The sequence below is a fragment of the Umezawaea endophytica genome, from assembly GCF_025061645.1.
Taxonomy (GTDB): Bacteria; Actinomycetota; Actinomycetes; order Mycobacteriales; family Pseudonocardiaceae; genus Umezawaea; species Umezawaea endophytica.
The window spans coordinates 77,047-99,172 of record NZ_JANYMP010000016.1; the positions used below are offsets into that span (position 1 = coordinate 77,047).

Below are 22,126 nucleotides of genomic sequence, written 5' to 3' on the forward strand. Positions count from 1 at the left end.
CGACCGGCACGTGCCGGTCGGCACTACTCATCCGGGCCCGGACGCGCGACAGTGGTCCCGATGCGAATCCTCTGGGTGTCGGTCCTCGTGTACGGCGTCGTGCTGGTCGCCGGGCTCTACTACGCCCTCACCGGCCTGTCCCCCGACCCGGATCCGGCGCGGTTGGCCGGTTTCGTCGTCTGCGTCGGACTGCTGGTGGCGCTGGAGTTCGGCGGACCGCGCCACCCCGTGGCGCTGGCGTCGGCCCGGCTGGCGCTGTTCGTCGCGGTGGCCGCGCTGGACGAGTCGGGCCTGTCGCGGGTGCTGTTCCTGCTGGTGCCGTTCCTCGGGTACCTCCAGTTCGGCCGCCGGGCCGGGCTGGCGCTCGGCGGCGTGTGCCTCGCCCTGCTGGTCGGCGGCCACCTGCTGTGGCAACCGGGGTGGTACACCGACGCGACCGCCGTGTCCGACGTGCTGATGTTCTGCGTCGGCCTGGTGCTGGCGCTGTCGATGGCCGCCATCGCGACCGGGGCACGGGAGGCGCGGGACCGGGTGGCGGAGCTGTCGGCGGCGGTGGAGCGCACCCGCCTGGCCCGTGACCTCCACGACGGGCTCGGCCACCACCTGACCGCCATCGCCGTGCAACTGGAGAAGTCCGAGGCGTTCCGCGACCTCGACCCCGAGACCGCCGACCGGGCCGTCGGCGACGCGCGCCGGTCCGCGCGGCAGGCGCTGGAGGAGGTCCGGTCCTCGGTGCGCGCGATGCGGTCCGACACCACGCCGTTCGACCTGCCGTCGGCGCTCGCGGACCTGGTGCGCGACACGGACGTCCGGCTGACCGTCGTCGGCGGGCAGAACGGGGCGGACCGGGCCGCGCTCACCACGCTCTACCGCGCCGCGCAGGAGTCGCTGACCAACGCGAGCAGGCACGCGCGGGCGTCGACCGTGACGGCGAGGCTGGTGTTCGGCCCGCACGACGCCAGGGTGGAGGTGGCCGACGACGGCCGCGGCTTCGACACCGCCGCGCCGGAGGGCTTCGGGCTGCGCGGCATGCGGGAACGCGCCGAGCTGGTCGGCGGCCGGGTCGACGTGGTCAGCGAGCCGGGCGCGGGCACGCGGGTCACGGTGGTGGTGCCGTCGTGACCGTCCGGGTGCTCGTCGTCGACGCCCAGGAGCTGGTCCGCGACGGCATCGCGTCGCTGCTCGGGCTCCAGCCCGGCATCGAGGTCGTCGGCGTGGCGGGCGACGGCCGGTCCGCCGTCGAGCTGGCGCCGCAGGTCGAGCCGGACGTCGTGCTGATGGACGTGCGGATGCCCGTGATGGACGGCGTGGCGGCCGCCGCCGAGCTGGCGCCCACGTGCAAGGTCGTCATGCTCAGCACGTTCGACGACCACGAGTACGTCGTGCGGGCGCTGCGGGTGGGCGCGGTCGGCTACCTGCTCAAGGACCTGCCGGTCCGCGAGCTGGCCGAGGCCGTCCGGCTGGCGCACGCGGGCGTGACCCAGCTCGACCCGGCCGTGGCCAGGGCGCTCGCCGCTCCCCGCCCGGCCACGTCCGCCCTCACCGCGCGGGAGGTCGAGGTGCTGCGCCAGGTCGCCACCGGCGCGACGAACCGCGAGATCGCCGCGCGCCTCTACCTCAGCGAGGGCACGGTGAAGAACCACGTCTCGCGGATCCTGTCCCGCCTCGGCCTGCGCGACCGCACCCAGCTCGCCCTGTACGCCCGCGAGCTGTGAGTCGGGCGCTACTCACCCGGATGTCCCCCGTCGGACCTGACCGGGCTCCTGCGAGCCCACCACGTCGACGATCTCCTGCGGTTCCCCTCGGTCGGATCTGCGCCCGTGGTGCCCGCTCCCCGTGCCGCACGGGGTCGGATTCACCACATCTGGTGGCATCGTCCCAGGTCGGAGGCCAGGTCGACGTGCGGATGGCGGTCCGAACAGGAATGCTGGGAGGTGTCCGTCACCGAGCACGTGAGGAAGTATGGCGAACCCGACCCGCACCACCGCCCTGCACTGGACCACCGTCGTCCCCGTGATCGCCGTCGCGGCGCTCGGCCTGACCTGGGGGCGTGAGCTGCCGGTCGCGGCCGTCGTCGTCGTGGCCGTGCTGCTGGCGGGTGCAGTGCTCGCCGCCGTGCACCACGCGGAGGTGGTGGCGCACCGGGTCGGTGAGCCGTTCGGGTCGCTGGTGCTGGCGGTCGCGGTGACGGTGATCGAGGTGGCGCTGATCGTCACGCTGATGGCCGACGGGAAGCCCGGCAGCGAAACGCTGGCCAGGGACACGGTGTTCGCCGCGGTCATGATCACCGTGAACGGGATCATGGGGATCTCGCTGCTCGTGGGCGCGCTGCGGCACCGGGTGGCGACGTTCAACCCCGAGGGCACGGGCGGCATGTTCGCCACCGTCACCACGATCACGACGCTGAGCCTCGTGCTGCCGACGTTCACCACGACCAAGCCGGGCCCGGAGTTCTCGACCGCGCAACTCGCGTTCGCCGCCGTCGCGTCGCTCGGCCTCTACGCCCTGTTCGTGGCGATGCAGACCGTCCGGCACCGCGACTACTTCCTCCCGCTCGACGAGCACGGCGAGGTGCTGGAGGAGCACGCGGAGCCGCCGACCGCGAAGGCGGCGGTGGCCAGCCTGGTGCTGCTGCTGGTGTCGCTCGTGGCGGTCGTCGGCAACGCCAAGGCCGTGTCCCCCGCGATCGAGGCGGGTGTGGAGGCGGCCGGGTTCCCGCTCGCCGTCGTCGGTGTGGTCATCGCGCTGCTGGTGCTGGCCCCGGAGACGCTGGCCGCCGTCCGGGCGGCTCGGCGCGGGCGGGTGCAGACCAGCATCAACCTGTCGCTGGGCTCGGCGATGGCCAGCATCGGCCTGACGATCCCGTCCATCGCCATCGCGTCGATCTGGCTCACCGGCCCGCTGGTGCTCGGCCTCGGCCCGACGCACATGGTGCTGCTCGCGCTCACGGTCGTGACCGGGACGCTGACCATCGTGCCGGGCAGGGCGACCCTGCTCCAGGGCGGCGTCCACATCGGACTGCTCGCCGCGTTCCTGTTCCTCGCCGTCAGCCCGTGACGGCGAGGAACGGGCGCGTCACCCCGCCAGCGGGGCCGTGCGGAACGGGTCGTCGCGGTCCAGCTTGCCGGTGAAGAGCCCCTGGAACAGGTTCAGCTTCTGCATGTTCCCGGTGCCCTCGATGAACTCCATTCCGCGCGCGTCGCGGACCAGCTTGTCCAGCACCGGGTGTTCCAGCCTGGCGCCCGCGCCGAAGAACGTGCACGCCTGCTGCGTGGCGTCGTGGGCCAGTTCCGCGGCGCGGACCTTGGCCGCGGACGCCAGGTAGCCGTCGCCGGTGCGGGCGTCGACCGCGGCCGCCGCCAGGTGCACCAGCCTGCGCGCGCCGTCGATCCGCCGGGCCAGCAGGTCCAGGCGGTCCCGTTCGTCGCGCCGCAGCGCGCTGCGGTGGGTGATCACGTACTCGTGCGCGGCCCGCGCGATGCCCAGCGCGATGGCGGCGACACCCGGCCGCAGCAGGTTGAACGTCTGCACGAACGCCCACATCCCGCGCCGCGACGGGGAGAGGTGGCGACCGAGGAAGCGCTCGGGCGCGATCTCCACGTCCTGCATGGTGATCGCGCTGATCCGCGCGCCCCGCAGCCCGATGGTCTCCAGCGCCTCGGCGTGGAAACCGGGGCTGGGGCTCTCGACCAGCACGGCGTTGATGCCCAGCGGGCCGGGGCTGGTGCGGGCGAACACGACGCCGAGCTGCGCGCGGGCCGCGTTGCCGACGTACCGCTTCGCGCCGCTGAGCAGCGCGGGCTTGTCACCGGTCGCGGGCACGACGGTGGTGCTCAGCGCTCCCGCGTCGGAGCCCCGGTCCGGTTCGGTGAGCGCGAAGAACGTCCACAGCGGACTTTCCAGCATCCGCCCGTAGAACCAGTCCTTCTGCTGCTCGTCGGCCAGCAGGTCGATCAGCACCCCCGCGAGCAGCGGGCCCGGCGAGGCGACGAGCATGCCCACGTCGGCGCAGGACAGCTCCTCCATGATGATCGCCCGCTCCAGCGCGAGCGTCCCGTAGAACCTGTTGCCCGCGATGGGGATCGGCACGTTGCCGTACTCCGGCGGGATGCCCATCGTGGACAGGTAGCGCACGGCGGGCAGGTCGAAGTGCTCCCGGATCAGCTCCGGGTCGCGGTCGAGCGCCAGCCCGAGCGTCCGGAAGTCGGCACCCCACTCGCGGACCTGGCCACGCAGCGCGAGCAGCCGGTCGTCAAGCCGGATCGTCGTCACAGCCACTCCTCCGGACGGCAGTAGGCCTCGGCGAGCAGCTCCGAGACGCGTGCCACCTGCCCCGGCCCACCGGCCAGGTAGCCGCTCGCGCCGAGGAGCTTCACCAGCGCGCGGTCGGCCTGGGTGAGCTGGGCGTGCAGGTGGTTGAGCACGGTGTCCGGCAGTTCGCCGGGCCCGATGCCGGTCAGCACCGCGCGGACTTCCAGGTGCTCGATGAGGCCGTCCGCGACCGTGGACTTCACCATCTGCTGCTGGAGCAGCGTCGAGTTCCCGGTGCGCCTGCCGTTGAGGTAGCGCATCGCGGTCTCCCGCAGCTCCTCGGACAGGCCGAGCCGCAGCCACACCAGCCCGAGCGTCCACGCGGCGCGCTGCGCGGGCGCGAAGCCGTTCACCCCGCCCGGTGCCCGGTGGCGTTGCAGCAGAACCGGTCCGCCGGGCAGGTCGATCTCGCCGAGCGCGGTCTCCGCGCAGGCGGACCGGTCGACCGTGACGCCGTCGGCCCACACGCGGGACGTGCCCGCCGCGATCTCCTCGGAGACGATGGCGTGCCCGGCGGGGCCGCACGGCAGCAGGCCGGGCAGCACCGCCACGGCGAGTTCGGTCACCGCCGGGGCCACGCCGTCCGTGCGCGCGGCGCGGTGGCAGCGCGACCACTGGTCGGTGTGCGCGAGCGTGGTCACGGTCCCCCCACGGCGCAGTAGCCCAGGTCGCCGGTGCTCGGGTCGTGGTCGATCAGCACCACCGGGTCGGCGTCGACGCCGTGCGCGGCCAGCAGCGACCACGCCGCCGTGCACGGGTAGCCCGCCTCGGCCACGAGCACGGGACCGCTGTGCCGCACCAGGTCCGGGTCGATGCCCGCGCCGACGACGACCGTGGCCGACGAGTCGGGGCCGAGCAGCGAGCCGAGCGCGGCGTCGATCGCACCGGGCAGGTCGGCCAGGCGGACGCCGACCTCGTGCCCGACGGTGAGCCCCGTGGAACCCTTGTCCTCCAGCAGGACCGCGACACCGGCGTTGCCCTGCGGCGCGGAATCCCCGACCTCGTAGGGCAGCGTCGACTGGTCCAGCACCAGCACGAGCGCGCGCTGGTAGCCGTGCCGCTTCGCGTAGTCGCCCGCGAGCTTGAGCGCGGTGTACGGCGCGCAGGTGCCGCTGTCGGACAGCGCGAACACCAGCGGGCCGTTGGTCAGCTCCTCGGACAGGAAGGTCGCCGCGGACAGGCGGCAGTCCAGGTCCGGGGTGCTGTGCGCGACGAGCGCCAGGTCGACCCGGTCCTCACCGAGGTCCAGCTCCGCCACCAGGTTCTGGGCCATCGCGGTGAACGTCGTCCCGGCCACGAGCACCTCGGGGCGGACGGCGACGCCGTAGCCCCTGGTGAGGTCAGCGAAGTGGCGCTGGGAGAACTCGTCGTCGATCCGGCGGTCCCCGCCGTCGAACTTCCTGTGCACGACCCGTGCCACCCCGAGCGGGGACCGCACCAGGCGCGGGCGCCTGGTCGTCTCGGGAACGGGTGCCGCCGTCCGGTACATGCTCAGGCGTCCCGCTCGGCCACGACGAAGTCGGCGAGCGACGCGACCGTCTCGAAGTGCGCCATCTCCAGGTTGTCGGTGTCGAACTCCACCTCCAGCGCCTCCTCCAACTGCATCAGCAGCTCGAAGACGCCGGTCGAGTCGAGGCCCAGCTCGTCGAACAGGCGCGACGACTCGGTCAGCTCGGGCAGGTCGTAGTCGAGCACCTGCGCCAGCACGGTCGTGATGGCGGAGACGATCCTGGCCCGCTCGGGCGCCGTCGTCTGGATGTCGGCCGTGTCGCTCATCTGTTGTCCTTTCGGGGGAATGCGGGTCTATTCCGGCGTCGCCACGGCCGTGAGGTTCGGGAGCCTCTGGTGGCGCAGCAGGTCCTCGGTGGTGTCGCGCTCGCGCACCAGGTGGGCGCGGCCGTCCTGGACGAGCACCTCGGCGGGGTAGCCGTGGCTCAGGAACAGCACCGGGGACGCGGTCGGGCCGTACGCGCCGGAGCGCAGCACGCCGACGAGGTCGCCGACCTGGACCGGCGGCAGCGCGATCTTCTTGCCGAGGGTGTCGTTCGGGGTGCACAGCGGGCCGGTGACGTGCCAGCTCTCGACCGCGGGCTCGTCCATCCGGTTCAGCACGGCCATCGGGAAGTTGCGCTTCACGAAGGACCCGATGCCGACCGCGGCCATGTGGTGGTTCGTGCCGCCGTCGGCGACCGCGAACTTCTCCCCCATCGACTCCTTCACGTACCGCACCCGCACGACGTACGTGCCGGACGTGGCGGTGAGGTAGCGGCCGAGTTCCATGACCAGCCGGGTCTCCGGGTGCGCGTCGGCGAACTCGGCGATGATCGGGTTCACCCGCGCGGCCAGCAGCTCGAGGTCGAGGTCGCGCTCACCGTCGAAGTACGCGACGCCGAGGCCGCCGCCGATGTCGACCATCTCCAGCGGGAAGCCCAGGACGTCGGACACCCGGTTGGCCAGGTCGAAGATGCGCTCGGTGTTCTCGGCGATGGCCTCCTCGCTGAGGATGCGGGTGCCCATGTACACCTGGACGCCCATCAGCCGCACGTTCGGGTGCCGCTGCGCGAGGTCGGCGTTGTCGAAGACCTGCGTCTCGTCGATGCCGAACTGGCGCGGCTTCCCGCCCATGGTCAGGCCGGAGCCCTTGACCGCGAAGCTCGGGTTGATCCGCAGCGCGACCGGCGCGACGACACCGCGGTCGCGGGCGAACCGGTCGATCAGCGCGAGTTCGCCGAAGGACTCGCAGATGATGGTGTAGATGCCCTCGTCGAGGCAGGCCTCGATCTCCCGCTCGCTCTTGCCGGGACCGAGGAAGATGATGTTCTCCGGGGCGGCGCCCGAGCGGCGGACGGTGATCAGCTCCGCCATCGACGACACCTCGACCCGCGCGCCCGCGGCCTGGAGCACCGCGCACACGCCGATGTTGGGGTTCGACTTGAGGGAGAAGAAGAACTCCAGCCGCGGGTGCATGGTGGCCTTGAGGCCGTGCACCCGCGCCGACAGCTCGTCGCCGTCGTAGAGGTACATCGGCGTGCCGAACTCCTCGGCCAGCTCGGTGATCGGGATGCCCTGGACTTCGAACTCGGCGGTCATCGGTCCTCCTTCGCCAGTCGGGTGGTGATCTCCGCGTCGATGGCCGCGATCTCGGCGTCGGTCGAGCCGACGACGATCCCGTACAGCCGTCCGTCGAACGCCGCGTCGTCGCGGGCGCCCGCGTTGACCGTGGCGAAGTTGTTGACCAGCAGGCCCGCGCCGCCCTGCCGCTCCAGCACCAGCCCGTCGAGCAGGGTGCGCACGGTGCCGAAGCCGAGTTCGCCGGTCAGCCGCAGCGGGTAGTGCCGGGCGAGCGCGATCTGGCCCGCGCCGACGAACCGCTCCTGCAACGGGACCTGGTACGTCGACATGTTGTTGCGGGCGTTGATCTCGATGACCGGGTAGAGCCCGTCGTCGGGGTCGACCATCGCGTCCACGCCGACGACGCCGAAGTACCCGTCGGCGGACAGCTTCTTGCCCAGCAGCTCGGCCGTGGCGACCAGTTCGTCCACCTGCGCGCCGGACAGCCGCGCGGGCATCCGGTGTCCCTTGTGGACACCGCCCTCGGTGAACAGCTCCTTGACGAAGTCGAAGTGCGTCACGCCGTCGCGGCCCACGGTGAACTGGTAGTTCAGGTCGGTCTTCTTCGCGACCCAGTTCTCGACGCAGAACGCGATCCTCGGCTGACCGGACTTCTCCACCGACCGGGCGATCATCCGGAACAGCCGGTCCATCCGGCGGGCGCTCTCCAGCACGGCGATGCCCTTGCCGGACACGCCGAGCGCTTCCTTCACCACGACCTTCTCGCCGCGCTCGACCAGCGGCGCGGCCTCGGCGAACGCCCGTTCGAGCTGCTCCACCGTGTCGCACGCCCACCCGACGGGCTGCCGCAGGCCCAGCTCGTCGGCGACGCGGCGGCTGTAGACCTTGCTGTTGACGGTCTTGCAGGTCGCCGCGTCCGGTGCCGCGAGCGGCAGCCCGGTCGCCGCGGCGAGCCGTTCCTCCACTTCGGACACACCGTGCGCGACGAGGTGCGCGTCGAGGCCGCTCAGGGTCGTGACCAGCGCCGGGGCGGCCAGCGCGTCCTCGGTGACGTTGCGCAGCGGGTCCTGGTCGGCGACGACGTGCACCGTCGGCAGCTCGATGCCCAGGCCCGCCAGGTAGGCGAGGTGGTCGGCGTCGGGCGCCGCCTTGAGCACCACGTGGTCGGTCGGTCCCGCGAGCAGCAGGGCGAACTCGTCCATGTGGTTGACCACGGCGCTGCCGCTCGCGGCGGACACGCGCGGCAGCGTGTGCTCGCCGCGCGCCCACTGCTCCTCGACCTCGAAGTTGCCGAGGAACACCAGCGACGTGTCCGGCTCGCCGACCACGGCCCGCTTCAGGCGGGTGGTGAAGTCATCCATGTCGCGTCCTAGTGCTGGAAAACGGCTGCGGAGAACGTCTGGCCGAGGCCGGCCGACGTCATCAGGTACTTGTCGCCCGGCTTGAGCAGGCCCAGTTCGCGGACGGTCTGGTAGTTGATGAACGGGTCAGCGCAGAAGCAGTGCCCGGTCTTGTCCAGGTTGTCCAGGAAGAACTTCTCGTTCGGCAGGCCGAGGTTCTTGGCGGCCACCGTCCACGACACCCGGTTCACGTTGTGCGGCAGCACCAGGTCGATGTCGGCGAGCGTGAGGCCTGCCTCGCCCAGTGCCCCGAGGATCACCTCTTCGAGCGCGTCCTGGTAGATCTTGCGCGCGTACTTGGCGACGTCCGGCGTCATGTCGATCACGCCGTCGTCGCGCCCGTGGATGCGCGTGGCGTAGCCGAGCAGGTGGTCGCGGTCGCCCTTGGCGGACACCAGCACCGCCGCGACGCCCTCGCCCATGATCGACACGTCCTCGACCCACTGGGTGAACGGCGTGAACGTCTTGTCCCCCGCGAGGATCAGCGCCATCGCGTCCGGGTCGCCGTCGGCGGCCAGCAGCGTGCCCGCCACGTCCAGCGCCAGCAGCCCGGTCGCGCAGCCGTGGTCGGCCACCGCGAACGTCTTGGCGTGCGCCAGCCCGAGCGCTTCGCGCACGTCCTGCACCGGGCTGACCGGGTAGGGCGCGGTGGTCCGCATCCCCTTGGCCCGGATGACGTACCGGACCCGTTCCTCCTGGCCGATGAGGGCGTCCAGCTTCCCGGCCGCCGCGATCATCAGCTCCGCTTCGGTCTGCCCCGGCGCCTGGCAGATCCGGTCCAGGCCGTACAGCCTGGTGAACCGCCGCACCTGCTGGTCGTTCAACCCCAACGACTCCCGCAGGTCCGCCACGGACACGGTCTCCGGCAGATGACTCGACACTGCCACCAATGACGTCATGGCCACAGCGTCACCGCCCGTGCTGACCACCCGCTGACACCGGGCTGACCGCCGGACCGGACCACGGGCCGCGCACCGCGGGGAGCGGCCCGGCGGTCATCCCACCGGCCGCGCCGAACCGTCGAACGGGCAGGTCAGCTCGACGCCTGGTGCGGTTCGGCGTCGCTCGGGTCACGCGGCCACCAGCGGCCGGGGCGGGGCAGGAAGTTGGCCAGCTCCGGGAAGTCCGTCGGGCGCTCGGTCATCCAGTTCCAGTACCGCGGGATGGTCCTCGCGTAGTCGCAGTAGTACCGGCGCAGGGCGTCGATCAACTGGCGCAGCGTGTTCGGGTGGATCGAGCCCGGCCGCCACACCAGCAGCAGCCGGCTGCGCAGCGGTTCGGTGATGGCCACGAGGCTGACGTCGGACGTGGAGCCGGTCGGCGTCGCCAGCGCGGCGGCGCCCGCGTCGCGGACCCACGCCATGGCCTCGGCGTGCCCGCCCGCGTAGTGCAGCACCTCGGGGGTCGGGTGGTCGAGCTTGCGGAACAGGTGCTCCTCGACGGGGTGGAACCAGTGGCCCTGGACGTGCTGCACCCAGCTCAGCGCGGCCATGTGCCTGCGGCTGACGGTGGTCCGGCGGGCGAGCGCGTGCTCGCGGGGCAGCGCGAGCCAGATGGGCTCGCGGACGATGATCTCCTTCGCCAGCGAGGGGTCGAGGGGGCGGACGCCGTCCACCGCCTCGGGGCTGGGGACGAGCGCGGCGGTCAGCTCGCCGCGGTTCACCGCCTCGACGCTCAGCGCCGGGTCCAGCGTCACGGTCTGGACCTCGACGGACGGCAGCGACGCCTGCAACGCGCGGCGCAGGGTGACGGGTGTCCACTCGGCGTTGCCGAAGCGGAGGATGCCGCTGGCCAATGAGGACGCCTCGGCCACGACCGCGTCGGCGCGCGTCGCGAGGTCGGCGAGCATGGGGATGAGCCGTTCGCCCAGCGGGGTCGGGGTGATGCCGAAAGCCGATCGCACGAACAGGTCGCCGCCGACGGCCTTCTCGATGCGCCGCAACTGGGCGGTGAGGCTGGGCTGCGGGAGCGACAGCTTCGCCGCCGCCTTCGAGATGCTGCCCGCCTCGGCGAGCGTCATCACCACCCGTGCGTGCCGGATTTCGAGGTGCATGCGACCCACCGTTCACCTGGGACGGGGTGGCTCGGCCAAACCTACCCCAGCACCTCGCGCGGAACCCGGCGTTTCGTCGGAGAGCCGAAGGTCGGCCCCCCGAGCGATTCGTTCTGCCTATCGCTGTCCCCACCAGCCCTGACCCGATCGGGCGAAGGGTTCGGGGGGTCTGCACCAGTGCGACGGCTTGCGCACCGTCCGTAAGGTCCTCCCGGTGTTCGGAGTGGGAGACGTGGGGAGCGGGACAGTGGACGACGACGTGGTGCGCCTGGAGTCCGTGCGCAAGATGTACGGCAACGACCGCAACGGCGTGGTGGCCTTGGCGGGCGTGTCGCTCGGCATCCGGCGCGGCACGTTCACGGCCGTGATGGGTCCGTCGGGATCGGGCAAGAGCACGTGCCTGCACTGCGCGGCGGGCCTGGACCGGCCGACGTCGGGCTCGGTGGTCCTGGACGGGCACGAGCTGACGGGCCTGAACGAGCGCGAGCTGACGCGGCTGCGGCGCGACCGGATCGGTTTCATCTTCCAGTCGTTCAACCTGCTGCCCGCGTTGAACGTCGTGGAGAACGTGCAGCTCCCGCTGCGGCTCGCGGGCCGCAAGGCCAAGCGCGCGGACGTGGACGAGGTGCTGGCGAGGGTCGGCCTCGCCGACCGCAAGCACCACCGGCCGGGTGAGCTGTCCGGCGGCCAGCAGCAGCGCGTGGCCATCGCGCGGGCGCTGATCACCAAGCCCGCCGTCATCTTCGGCGACGAGCCGACCGGCGCGCTGGACACCCGCACGGCGCTGGAGGTGCTGGCGCTGATGCGCCGGGCCGTGCGCGAGGTCGGCCAGACCGTCGTGATCGTGACGCACGACCCGGTGGCCGCTTCCCACGCGGACCGGGTGATCTTCCTCGCGGACGGCCAGATCGCCGGTGAGCTGCACTCGCCGACCGCGCACGCCGTCGGTGAGCGCATGACGCAGCTCGGCGCCTGGGCCGACGAGCCCGCGGGGACGGTGAACTGATGTTCCGGCTCGCGCTGCGCACGCTGCGCTTCCGCAAGGGCGGGTTCGCCGCCTCGTTCATCGCGCTGTTCTTCGGCGCAGCCATCGTGATGGCCTGCGGCGGTCTGATGGAGACCGGCATCCGCGACGCCGTGCCGCCGCAGCGGTTGGTGAACGCGCCGCTCGTCGTGGCCAGCAGCCAGTCCTTCCTGGAGCGCGCGCGGGTCGACGCGTCGCTGACGGCGAAGATCGCGAAGGTCCCCGGTGTGGCGAAGGCCGTGCCGGACGTGACGTTCCCGGTGTCCCCGTTGCGGAACGGCGCTCCGGCGAGCGAGGTCGAGGGCCACGCGTGGACGTCGGCGGAGCTGACGCCGTACGCGCTCAAGGACGGCACCGCGCCCACCGGTGACAGCACGGTGGTGCTCGACGAGGCCGTGGCCGCGGAGACCGGCAAGGGTGTCGGCGACACGCTCGACGTGGCCGTCGGCGGCAAGAAGCAGGCGTTCCGCGTCACCGGGATCGCGTCGGCCGCGTCGGACGACCGGTCGGCGTTCTTCAGCGACGCCGACGCGACCCGGCTGCACGGCAAGTCCGGCAAGGTCGACGCCATCGCGGTCCTGCCGTCCGACGGCGTGTCGGTGGCCGACCTCCAGGAGCGGCTCACGGCCGTGATCGCGGACAGCAAGCTCGCCGTGCTCACGGGCGACGACCGCGGGCGCGCCGAAGCCGACGGGGCGGTCGGCAGCGGTGACGACCTGATCGCGCTGTCGGCGGTGTTCGGCGGCCTCGCGGTGATGGTCGCGATGTTCGTCGTGGCGGGCACGCTGGGGCTGTCCGTCCAACAGCGACACCGGGAGATGGCCCTGCTGCGGGCGATCGGCAGCACGCCGGGCCAACTGCGGCGGATGATCCTCGGTGAGACGATCGTGGTCGCGGTGCTCGCGACGGCGCTGGCGTACCCGCTCAACCGGGTGCTCGGCGAGTGGCTGCTGGAGCAGTTGGCCACCGCGGGCGTCACGTCGCAGGCCATCGTGTTCCGCCAGGGCTGGATCCCGATCGCGGCGGGTGTCGGCATCTCCTTGCTCAGCGCCACGGTCGCCGCGTTCGTCGCGGGTCGGGGCGCGGCGCTGACCCGGCCGACCGAGGCGCTGGCCGAGGCGAGCCTCCAGGTCAAGTGGTTCAGCTGGGTGCGGCTCACGTTCGCGCTGATCTGCCTCGCGGGCGGCACGGCCCTGTCGATCGTGACCGCGCTGGTGATGTCCGGTCCCGTGGCCGCCAGCACCGCCGGTCCGACGGCGATGCTGTGGGCGTCCGGCCTGGCGCTGCTCTCCCCCGGCATCACCAGGGTGATCATCGCCGTGCTGCGCTGGCCGGTGCGCGCGGTGACCGGGCTGTCGGGCTACCTGGCCGTGATGAACTCCGACGCGCGCCGCGTCCGGGTCGCGGGCGCGATCACGCCGGTCATGCTCGCGACCGGCCTGGCGACCGCGCTCATCTACCTCCAGACCACCTCGGCGGGCGGCGGCTCCAGCTTCGCCGACGATCTCACCGCCGACGCGGCCATCACGTCCCAGACCGGTGGAGTCCCGCTCGACGTGGTGTCGAGGATCAAGGGCCGGGAGGGCGTGGGCGCCGTGTCCGCGCTGGTGGACAGCACGGTGATCTTCCGCTCCGGTGAGGACGCCGACGACTCGGCCACCGCGCTCGGCGTGAACGGCGACGGCGTCCAGGGCACCCTGGGCATCAACCCCACCTCCGGCACGTTCGCCGACCTGACCGGCACGACGGTCGCGCTCACGACGGAGCGCGCGGACCGGATGCGCCACGCGCTGGGCGACAGCGTCCAGCTCAAGATGGGCGACGGCGCGAACGTCGACGCGAAGCTGGTCGCCCTGTACGAGGGGTCCGGCGAGGAGACGCTGCTCCTGCCCGCGGACCTGGTGGCGAAGCACACCACGACCGGCCTGGCCTCGCAGATCCTGGTGGGCGCCGCGGACGGCACGTCGGAGGCCTCGCTGGTCGGCGCGCTCCAGGGCCTCATCTCGTCCGACCAGGACCTGCGGGTGGGCGACCGCGCGTCGCTGATCAGCTCCGGCGGCGGTGGCGGCGGCGAGCAGACCGGCGCGTGGGTGAACTACCTGCTGGTCGGCATGATCCTGGCGTACACGGTGATCTCGCTGGTCAACACCCTGGTGATCGCGACCGGTGAGCGGCGGCGCGAGTTCGCGCTGCAACGCCTGATCGGCGCGACGCACGGGCAGATCCTGCGGATGGTCGGCGTCGAGGCGGTGCTGATCGCGCTCGGCGGCATCATCCTCGGCGCGCTGGTGTCGGCCATGACGCTGATCCCGTTCGCCTACGCGGTGTACGACTCGCCGTGGCCGAGCGGTCCACTGTGGATCTACCTCGCGGTGATCGGCGGCGCGTCCGGGCTGACCCTGCTGTCGACCGTGCTGTCGACGACCTACGTGCTGCGGACCCCACCCGTGGAGGCCGCCGCGACGATCAGTTGACGGTCACCGCGCCGGTTCCCCCGACACGGACGATCACCCGGGGCAGACTGGGCGGCATGACCGAGGAACTCGCCGTGCCCGCCGATGACCCGCACCTCTGGCTGGAGGACGTCACCGGGGAGGACGCCCTGGCGTGGGTGCGGGCCCAGAACGAGCGGACGCTGGGCGCGCTGAGCGGGTCCGAGGAGTTCGAGGCGCTGCGGGCGCGGGTGCTGGCCGCGCTGGACTCGGACGAGCGGATCCCGTACGTCCGGCGGCGCGGCGAGTTCCTCTACAACTACTGGCAGGACGCCGCGCACCCGCGCGGCCTGTGGCGGCGCACGACGCTGGAGTCCTACCGCGCCGAGCAGCCGGACTGGCACGTGCTGCTGGACCTCGACGCGGTCGCCGCCGCCGAGGGCGAGAACTGGGTGTGGAAGGGCTCGGCCGTGCTGCGCCCGGAGTACCGGCTCGCGCTGGTGCAGTTGTCACGGGGCGGCGCGGACGCCGTGGTCGTGCGCGAGTTCGACCTGGAGACCGGCGACTTCGTCAGCGGCGGCTTCACCCTGCCGGAGGCGAAGTCGTCGGTGGGCTGGCTGGACGCCGACCGGATCCTGGTCGGCACGGACTTCGGTCAGGGCACGCTGACCAGCTCCGGCTACCCGCGGGTGGTCAAGGAGTGGCGTCGCGACACCCCGCTCGACACGGCGACCGTCGTCTACGCGGGCAAGGTCGACGACGTGTCGGTCCGGGCCTACCACGACTCGACCGACGGGTTCGAGCGGACGTTCGTGCGGCGCAGCACGACGTTCTACACCGCCGAGGAGTTCGTCCGCTCCGACGACGGCGACCTGGTCCGGATCGACGTGCCGGACGACGCCGAGACCGACGTGCACCGCGAGTGGCTGCTCATCAGCCTGCGCACGCCGTGGGCGGTGGCCGGGACGACGCACCCGGCGGGCGCGCTGCTCGCGACGCCGTTCGACGACTTCCTCGCGGGCGGGCGCGACCTGACGCCCCTGTTCACGCCGGACGCGCACACGTCGCTGACCGGCTACGTGTGGACGCGCAACCACCTGGTGCTGAGCGTGCTGCGGGACGTGCAGACCCGGATGGAGGTGCTCACGCCCGGCCCGGACGGCTGGTCGCGGGCACCGCTGGACGGTGTCCGGGAGTTCGAGACGGCGGACGTCGTCGGCACCGACCCGCACCAGAGCGACGAGTACCTGATCTCCTCCAGCGGGTACACCGTGCCCTCGGAACTGCGGCTCGGGCACGTCGGGGGCGAGGTCGAGGTGCTCAAGCGGGCCCCGGCGTTCTTCGACGCCGAGGGCATGACCGTGGCGCAGCACTTCGCCACCTCCGACGACGGCACCCAGGTGCCGTACTTCGTCGTCACGCCTCCCGGCGGGTCGACCGGGCCGACGCTGCTGAACGCCTACGGCGGGTTCGAGGTGTCGCTGCGGCCCGGCTACAACTCCACCGCGGGGCTGGGCTGGCTGTCCCGCGGCGGCACGTACGTGGTCGCGAACCTGCGCGGCGGCGGCGAGTACGGACCGGAGTGGCACCAGTCCGCGCTGCGCGAGAACCGGTCCCGCGCCTACGAGGACTGCGCCGCCGTGGCCCGCGACCTGGTCGGGCGCGGCATTACCACGCCCGAGCGGCTCGGCGTCCGCGGCGGCAGCAACGGCGGCCTGCTCGTCGGCGTGATGCTCACCCGCTATCCCGAACTGTTCGGGGCGATCGTGTGCCAGGTGCCGCTGCTGGACATGAAGCGGTACCACCTGCTGCTCGCGGGCGCGTCGTGGATGGCCGAGTACGGCGACCCCGACGAGCCGGGCGACTGGGAGTTCATCAAGGAGTACTCGCCCTACCAGAACGCCGAGGCGGGCAGGCCCTACCCGCCGACGCTGTTCATGACGTCCACCCGCGACGACCGCGTTCACCCCGGACACGCGCGCAAGATGGTCGCCAAGCTGCACGACCTGGGCTACGACGTGCCCTACCACGAGAACATCGAGGGCGGTCACGGCGCGGCGGCCGACAACGAGCAGTCGGCGTTCATGTGGGCCCTCACGTACACGTTCCTCTGGGACACGCTCACGAAGTGACCCCGGTCACATAGCCGGGCCCGTCCGGGGACGCGAGCGGCGTTCCCGGACAAGAACTAGCGTGAACCGGATCGAGGAACGCAGAGCAGAACGGGCGCGAGGCGCTCCGGACGTGGACGAAACGCGCCCCGACCTGGCGAACGCGGAGCCCTCCGCCGCGTTCGCCAGGCTGTTCGACACGTACGCCCGAGCCCTGCACGGGTACCTGGCGGGCCGGGTCGGCGTCGACATCGCGGACGACCTGGTCGCCGAGACGTTCCTGGTGGCCCTGCGCAGACGTGCCACCTACGACCCCGAGCAGGCCCCCGTCCGCGGCTGGCTGTACGGGATCGCCACCAACCTGGCGCGCAACCACGTCCGCACGGAGATCCGCGGCTACCGGGCCTCCGCCCGCGTGCACGCGCTCCGGGACGCGGGGGTCGACCACGACGCGCAGACCGTCGACCGGTTGGACGCCCAGCGGCACACCAGGGTCCTGGCCGACGGCCTGGCCTCGCTGAACGAGCAGGAGCGCGACGTGCTGCTGCTGACGTCGTGGGCCGGGCTCGAACCGATCGAGGTCGCCGCGGCACTCGGCGTGCCCGCCAGCACCGTCCGATCACGTCTGCACCGGGTGCGCCACAAGCTCCGGGCGCACCTCCGCACCACCGACGAGGAGAACCGCGATGACTGAGCGCGGCGACCACGACCCCGATCGCGAACTCGACGAGGCGCTCGCCTCGCTGCACCTGGAGGCACGCATGTCCGACCGCTCGCTCGACGACGCCCGCGAGAGGCTGATGGCCGAGGCGTCCTCCGCGAGCGCCCCCGCCTCCTTTCCGACGAGGTCGCCCTTCCGCAGGCGCGGGCTGGTCGTCGGCGTGGCAGCGGCGGCGGTCGCGATCGTCGGGGGCGCCGTTGCCTTCGGCGGGAGCGGCAAGGCGCCGGAGCAGCAGCCCGCGGCGCAGTCGGCCCAGCCGACCACCTCGCAGCAGCCCGTCAAGCGCGACGTGTCGCTCCTGTCGGCGGCCCAGGTACTGAACGACACCGCGGACAAGATCACCGCGAAGGACCTGGACCTCAAGCCGGGCCAGTACCGGTTCATCGAGGTCAAGGCCACCTACGCGAGCAGCACCATCAACGGGGTCCCGCAGGACTCGACCGACCCCGAGACCGGGTACACCTACCTGGTGGACTCCACCAACCAGACCTGGATCCCGCAGGACGTGACGCAGGACTGGCTGGAGAAGCGCATTCCCGGCAAGGCGGAGTACCTCGCCAGTTCCATGCCGAAGTCGGAGGTGCCCGCCTACGAGTTCTCGGACGTCCAGTCCGGTGAGCGGCGCGGCGCGTGCGGCGACTTCTTCCCGAAGGCCAAGCCGAAGAAGGTGTGCGGCGACACGACCGACTTCGGGCAGCCCGCGTTCTACGAGGCCCTCCCGCGCGACCCCGACCAGCTCGTGACGTGGCTCACGGACTACACCGCACAGCGCGGCTCGGCCCCGACCACGATGTTCCACTTCGGCGTGCAGTTCCTGACCTCCGGGGTGATGCCCGCCGACCTGCGCGGACCGTTCCTGCGCGCGATGGCGAAGATCGACGGCGTGAAGGTCGTCGAGGAGGCCACCACCTCGGACGGCCGCAAGGGCATCGCGCTGGGGATCGGTGACGAGCGGGAGCGCCGCGACCTGATCGTGGACCCCGACAACGGTGAGATCATCGGCGAGCGAGCCGTCGCGGCCGACAAGCCGGACTCGTCGTGGATCAAGCCCGGCACCGTGACCAGCAGCGTTTCGCTGACCATCAAGATCGCCGACGCCATCGGCGTCGTCCCCGCGAACTAGCCGGGAATAGCCGCCGGTCTGCTCGGTGTTGACCCCAATGTTCATGCAAACGCATCGACTTTGGGAGAGGCACCATGCAGATCGGCGTCTTCACGGTCGGGGACGTCACCCCGGACCCCACCACCGGCACCACGGTCACCGAGCACGAGCGGATCAAGGCGATGGTCACCATCGCCGAGCACGCCGAGCAGGTCGGCCTGGACGTCTTCGCCACCGGTGAGCACCACAACAAGCCGTTCGTGCCGTCGTCGCCGACGACGCTGCTCGGCCACATCGCGGCCCGCACCGAGCGGTTGATCCTCTCCACCTCGACGACGCTGATCACCACGAACGACCCGGTGAAGATCGCCGAGGACTACGCGATGCTCCAGCACCTCGCCGACGGCCGGATCGACCTCATGCTGGGCCGCGGCAACACCGCACCCGTGTACCCGTGGTTCGGGAAGTCCATCCAGGACGGCATGGCGCTCACGGTCGAGAACTACCAGTTGCTGCGCGCCCTGTGGGACAACGAGGTCGTGGACTGGGAGGGCAAGTTCCGCACCCCGTTGCAGGGCTTCACCTCCACGCCCCGGCCGCTGGACGACCTGCCGCCGTTCGTGTGGCACGGCTCCATCCGCAGCCCGGAGATCGCCGAGATCGCCGCCTACTTCGCCGACGGGTTCTTCGCCAACAACATCTTCTGGCCGAAGGAGCACTACATCCGGCTGATCAACCTCTACCGCGAGCGCTTCGAGCACTACGGCCACGGCCGCGCCGACCAGGCGATCGTCGGGCTGGGCGGTCAGGTGTTCATGCGCCGCAACTCCCAGGACGCCGTCCGCGAGTTCCGCCCGTACTTCGACAACGCGCCGGTCTACGGCAACGGACCGTCCCTCGAGGACTTCACCGCGCAGACGCCGCTCACGGTCGGCAGCCCGCAGGAGGTCATCGAGAAGACGTTGACGTTCCAGGAGTTCTTCGGCGACTACCAGCGCCAGCTCTTCCTGCTCGACCACGCGGGCCTGCCGCTCAAGGTCGTGCTGGAGCAGCTCGACATGCTCGGCGAGATCGCCCCGGAGCTGCGCCGCGAGTTCGACGCCCGCAGGCCCGCCGACGTCCCGTCCGACCCGCCCACCCACTCGTCGAGGAAGCTGGCCCGTGACGCCGCCCCCGTCGGCTGACCCCAGCCGCGCCGAACTCGCCGCGGAGTCGTGGGAAGCGCTCTTCCGAGCGCAGTCCGCGCTCCTGCGGCGGTTCGCGGCCGACGACGTGTGGGACCCGATCAGCCTGCGGGAGTACGACGTGCTCTTCACGCTGAGCCGCAGGCCGGACCGGCGGGCCCGGCTGCGCGACCTCAACCGGGAGGTGCTCCTGAGCCAGCCGTCGCTGAGCAGGATGGTCGAGCGCCTGGAGGCCGCGGGCCTGGTCGCCCGCGAACCGGACCGCGCCGACGGCCGCGGCACGGTGGTCGTCCTGACCGAGGCGGGCGCGGCCATGCAGCGGACCGTCGGCAGGCGGCACACCACCAGCATCCGCCGCTACGTCGGCCCGGCGCTGGACGACGAGGAGCTGCGCACCCTGCGACGGCTGTGCGACAAGCTGAGGCTGGCCCAGGAGTCCATCCCGGACTGACGGGTCAGAAGAGGGCGGCGTGCTCGCGCACCCAGGACGCGAACGTCCGCGCGGGCACCCCCGTCACCTCGGCGACCGTGGGCAGCACCCGGTACCCCGCCTCCGGCGGCTCGGTCCTCATGCGCAGGAAGAACTCCACGTCCTCCTCGGTGAACCCGCTCCCCCGCCACCCGGCCACGACCTCGTCCCGGCTCAGCTCCACCAGCTCCAGCTCGCGGCCGAGCACGTCGGCGGCGATCCGCACCCGCTCGCGGGGCGTCAACGCCTCCGGGCCGGTGATCCAGTGGGTCCGCCCGTGCTCGGGACCGGTCAGGCCGACGGCGGCGACCGCCGCGATGTCCGCCTCGTGCACCAGCGCGCTCGGCACGTCCGGGAACCCCTCCCGCACCACGCCCTCGTCCCTGATGCCCGCCACCCAGTCGAGCGTGTTGGCCATGAACTCCACGGGCGCCAGGAACACCCGCTCCAGCCCGCTCGCGTCGATCGCGGTCTCCAGCGGGCTCGGCTCCAGGTCCCCCTTGAGGACCGTCATCCGCCGCACGCCCGCCTTCTCCGCCAGTGCGACGATCTCCGCCCCGGTGGTCAGCGGCCCGAAAGCGCTGCCGTCGAAGGTGATCAGGTGCGCGGCGTCCACGCCGTCGAAGACGCCGTCGAGGCCGTCCACGTCGGCGAGGTCCCCCCGGACCACCTCGACGGCCTCGGGCAGGTCGGCGCGCTCGGGGGCGCGGGTCAGCGCCCGGACCCGGTGGCCGTCGGCGAGCAGCCTGCCGACCAGGTGCGCGCCGACGGTCCCGGTGGCACCGGTGACCAGGATCATCCGTTCGTTCGTCATGGCCGCGAGGCTAGGACCGGTGCGGGACAACCACTGTCCTCGATCAGCAGTAGATCGTCTCCGCGGCCGTCACCAGCGCGTCCACCTGCTCGTCGGTCATCAGCCCGCCCCGCAGGGCGATGTCGTCGACCACCTTCACCCGCGGCGTCCCGCTCGCGAGCGAGGAGCACACGCCTTGGGCGAGCTGGAGTTCGGCGGCCCCGGTGGTGCTGGTCGGCACCCCCGCGCCGGTGAGGGCCTCCAGGAACAGGACCCCCTTGTCCTTGCCGGTGTTCGCGGCGGGCGGGGGCACGACGACCGGCGCGGACGGCGCGGCGGACGGCGGCACGACCGCCGACGACCCGGCGGGAGCGGAGGGCACGGCCTGCGCGGACGACGACGGCGCCGCCGCCGAGGCGCTGGACGTGGCCGCCCCTCCGGAGGACGGCACACCGCTGGACGCGGCGCTGCCGCTCGTGGAGGCGCCCGAGGTCGTGGACGAGCCCCCGCACCCACCGACGGCCACGGCGACGACGGTGAGAACAGCGACAACCCGGAACCTCAAGACGCACTCCCCGATCCGTTCAATGGACGCACCCAGCAGGCCCGACCGTAGCGCCGGGGCGGAGCCCCGAACACCGTCGATCGAACCGACCTCAGTTCAGCCGCCGGGTCCCCTCGGGCAGCCCGCCCCCGGCGACCACGTCGATCACCAGGTCCTGCAACGCCGTCAGCGCGACCTGCTGGCTGAACGGCCCGTACGAGACCCGCGCCACCCCGAGCTCCTCCAGCTTCGCCAGCGGCAGGCTCCCCGGAGCGCCGATCACCGTCAGGCGCTGCGGCCCGAAGGCCTCCACCAGGGTCGACACCGCGGCCTCGTCCAGCGGGCCGGGCACGAACACCACGGGCGCGCCGGCGTCCAGGAACGCCTTCCCGCGCACGACCGCGTCGGCCAGCACGTCGGCCGGGTCCCGGTCCCGCCCCCGCACGAACGCGTCCGTCCTGGCGTTCAGCACGAACGACGGCACGCCCTCGGCCTCGGCCGCCTTCACCACGGCCGACACGACGGCCACGGCCTCGTCCAGCGGCTTCATCTGGTCCTCGATGTTCGCCCCGACGATCCCGACGCCGATCGCCTTGCGCACGGTCTCCCCGGCGTCGCCGTACCCGGCCTCCAGGTCGGCCGTGACCGACAGGTCCACCGCGGCGGCGATCCGGCCGACGGCCTCGATCATCAGGTCGACGGGGATCTTCTCCCCGTCCGGGTAGCCGTAGGACGCGGCGATGGAGTGGCTGGCGGTGGCCAGCGCGGTGGTCCCCTCCACGTCGGCGACCACCTTCGCGCCGATCACGTCCCACACGTTCACCACCTTGAGCAACGCGGGCGCGCGGTGCAGGTCCAACAACGTCGTGGCCTTGTCTGCGAGTGAGCTCATGCCCCGACCCTATTCACC

General features: G+C 72.2%; 21 protein-coding genes. 10 read left to right on the forward strand and 11 right to left on the reverse strand.

Annotation, left to right across the window (positions count from 1 at the left end; all coding sequences use genetic code 11):
- Window positions 1-60 precede the first annotated feature (60 nt).
- The 3 genes from NZH93_RS29495 to NZH93_RS29505 all read left to right on the forward strand — a co-directional run bounded on the left by NZH93_RS29495 (window position 61) and on the right by NZH93_RS29505 (window position 3,057).
- Window positions 61-1,122 carry a sensor histidine kinase gene (locus NZH93_RS29495; RefSeq protein ID WP_259626502.1) on the forward strand — a complete coding sequence of 354 codons (1,062 nt, stop codon included), beginning with the start codon at window positions 61-63 and terminating at the stop codon, window positions 1,120-1,122.
- Window positions 1,119-1,715 (forward strand): response regulator transcription factor, encoded by a 597-nt coding sequence (locus NZH93_RS29500; RefSeq protein ID WP_259626503.1) that lies wholly within the window; start codon window positions 1,119-1,121, stop codon window positions 1,713-1,715. Before NZH93_RS29495 ends, NZH93_RS29500 begins: the two co-directional genes overlap by 4 nt.
- A gap of 247 nt (window positions 1,716-1,962) precedes the next feature.
- Window positions 1,963-3,057, forward strand: a complete 1,095-nt coding sequence (locus NZH93_RS29505; RefSeq protein ID WP_259626504.1) for a calcium:cation antiporter — start codon at window positions 1,963-1,965, stop codon at window positions 3,055-3,057.
- 18 nt (window positions 3,058-3,075) lie between these two features.
- On the opposite strand, the gene NZH93_RS29510 is transcribed toward NZH93_RS29505, so the two are convergent.
- From NZH93_RS29510 to NZH93_RS29545, 8 genes are all read right to left on the reverse strand, one after another.
- Window positions 3,076-4,272 (reverse strand): acyl-CoA dehydrogenase family protein, encoded by a 1,197-nt coding sequence (locus NZH93_RS29510; RefSeq protein WP_259626505.1) that lies wholly within the window; start codon window positions 4,270-4,272, stop codon window positions 3,076-3,078.
- Window positions 4,269-4,952 carry a DUF2786 domain-containing protein gene (locus NZH93_RS29515; protein ID WP_259626506.1) on the reverse strand — a complete coding sequence of 228 codons (684 nt, stop codon included), beginning with the start codon at window positions 4,950-4,952 and terminating at the stop codon, window positions 4,269-4,271. The genes NZH93_RS29510 and NZH93_RS29515 overlap by 4 nt, the downstream gene beginning before the upstream one ends.
- Entirely contained in the window at window positions 4,949-5,800 is an 852-nt protein-coding gene (locus tag NZH93_RS29520; protein ID WP_259626507.1) for a beta-ketoacyl-[acyl-carrier-protein] synthase family protein, read from the reverse strand. The genes NZH93_RS29515 and NZH93_RS29520 overlap by 4 nt, the downstream gene beginning before the upstream one ends.
- 2 nt (window positions 5,801-5,802) lie before the next feature.
- The gene (locus NZH93_RS29525) at window positions 5,803-6,087 is read right to left on the reverse strand and encodes an acyl carrier protein (protein WP_259626508.1); all 285 of its coding nucleotides are present in this window, start codon (window positions 6,085-6,087) and stop codon (window positions 5,803-5,805) included.
- 27 nt (window positions 6,088-6,114) lie between these two features.
- Window positions 6,115-7,401 carry a type III PLP-dependent enzyme gene (locus NZH93_RS29530; protein WP_259626509.1) on the reverse strand — a complete coding sequence of 429 codons (1,287 nt, stop codon included), beginning with the start codon at window positions 7,399-7,401 and terminating at the stop codon, window positions 6,115-6,117.
- Window positions 7,398-8,744, reverse strand: coding sequence for a preATP grasp domain-containing protein (locus NZH93_RS29535; RefSeq protein WP_259626510.1), 1,347 nt, complete (start codon window positions 8,742-8,744; stop codon window positions 7,398-7,400). The genes NZH93_RS29530 and NZH93_RS29535 overlap by 4 nt, the downstream gene beginning before the upstream one ends.
- Before the next feature lie 8 nt (window positions 8,745-8,752).
- Complete coding sequence (locus tag NZH93_RS29540) at window positions 8,753-9,682, reverse strand: 3-oxoacyl-[acyl-carrier-protein] synthase III C-terminal domain-containing protein (RefSeq protein WP_259626511.1); 930 nt, start codon at window positions 9,680-9,682, stop codon at window positions 8,753-8,755.
- A 134-nt stretch (window positions 9,683-9,816) separates the two neighbouring features.
- Complete coding sequence (locus tag NZH93_RS29545; protein WP_259626512.1) at window positions 9,817-10,836, reverse strand: LysR family transcriptional regulator; 1,020 nt, start codon at window positions 10,834-10,836, stop codon at window positions 9,817-9,819.
- Between the two features lie 286 nt (window positions 10,837-11,122).
- On the opposite strand from NZH93_RS29545, the gene NZH93_RS29550 reads away from it, so the two are divergent.
- From NZH93_RS29550 to NZH93_RS29580, 7 genes are all read left to right on the forward strand, one after another.
- On the forward strand, window positions 11,123-11,842 hold the full coding sequence (locus NZH93_RS29550; protein ID WP_259626642.1) for an ABC transporter ATP-binding protein: 720 nt from the start codon (window positions 11,123-11,125) through the stop codon (window positions 11,840-11,842).
- Window positions 11,842-14,334 carry an ABC transporter permease gene (locus tag NZH93_RS29555; protein WP_259626513.1) on the forward strand — a complete coding sequence of 831 codons (2,493 nt, stop codon included), beginning with the start codon at window positions 11,842-11,844 and terminating at the stop codon, window positions 14,332-14,334. The genes NZH93_RS29550 and NZH93_RS29555 overlap by 1 nt, the downstream gene beginning before the upstream one ends.
- Window positions 14,335-14,390: 56 nt before the next feature.
- Entirely contained in the window at window positions 14,391-16,424 is a 2,034-nt protein-coding gene (locus NZH93_RS29560) for a prolyl oligopeptidase family serine peptidase (RefSeq protein WP_259626514.1), read from the forward strand.
- Window positions 16,425-16,536: 112 nt separating this feature from the next.
- Entirely contained in the window at window positions 16,537-17,097 is a 561-nt protein-coding gene (locus NZH93_RS29565) for an RNA polymerase sigma factor (RefSeq protein WP_259626515.1), read from the forward strand.
- The gene (locus NZH93_RS29570) at window positions 17,090-18,247 is read left to right on the forward strand and encodes a CU044_5270 family protein (RefSeq protein WP_259626516.1); all 1,158 of its coding nucleotides are present in this window, start codon (window positions 17,090-17,092) and stop codon (window positions 18,245-18,247) included. The genes NZH93_RS29565 and NZH93_RS29570 overlap by 8 nt, the downstream gene beginning before the upstream one ends.
- Window positions 18,248-18,321: 74 nt before the next feature.
- Window positions 18,322-19,410: an LLM class flavin-dependent oxidoreductase gene (locus NZH93_RS29575; protein WP_259626517.1), complete on the forward strand. Its 1,089-nt coding sequence runs from the start codon at window positions 18,322-18,324 to the stop codon at window positions 19,408-19,410.
- Window positions 19,388-19,861, forward strand: a complete 474-nt coding sequence (locus tag NZH93_RS29580; RefSeq protein WP_259626518.1) for a MarR family winged helix-turn-helix transcriptional regulator — start codon at window positions 19,388-19,390, stop codon at window positions 19,859-19,861. Before NZH93_RS29575 ends, NZH93_RS29580 begins: the two co-directional genes overlap by 23 nt.
- A 4-nt stretch (window positions 19,862-19,865) precedes the next feature.
- Here NZH93_RS29580 and NZH93_RS29585 read toward each other — a convergent pair whose 3' ends face one another.
- The 3 genes from NZH93_RS29585 to NZH93_RS29595 all read right to left on the reverse strand — a co-directional run bounded on the left by NZH93_RS29585 (window position 19,866) and on the right by NZH93_RS29595 (window position 22,108).
- A complete protein-coding gene (locus NZH93_RS29585; protein WP_259626519.1) occupies window positions 19,866-20,693 on the reverse strand; it encodes an SDR family oxidoreductase in 828 nt (275 codons plus the stop codon).
- Window positions 20,694-20,736: 43 nt separating this feature from the next.
- The gene (locus tag NZH93_RS29590) at window positions 20,737-21,237 is read right to left on the reverse strand and encodes a DUF732 domain-containing protein (RefSeq protein WP_259626520.1); all 501 of its coding nucleotides are present in this window, start codon (window positions 21,235-21,237) and stop codon (window positions 20,737-20,739) included.
- 91 nt (window positions 21,238-21,328) lie between these two features.
- Window positions 21,329-22,108 (reverse strand): isocitrate lyase/PEP mutase family protein, encoded by a 780-nt coding sequence (locus tag NZH93_RS29595; RefSeq protein ID WP_259626521.1) that lies wholly within the window; start codon window positions 22,106-22,108, stop codon window positions 21,329-21,331.
- Window positions 22,109-22,126 lie beyond the last annotated feature (18 nt).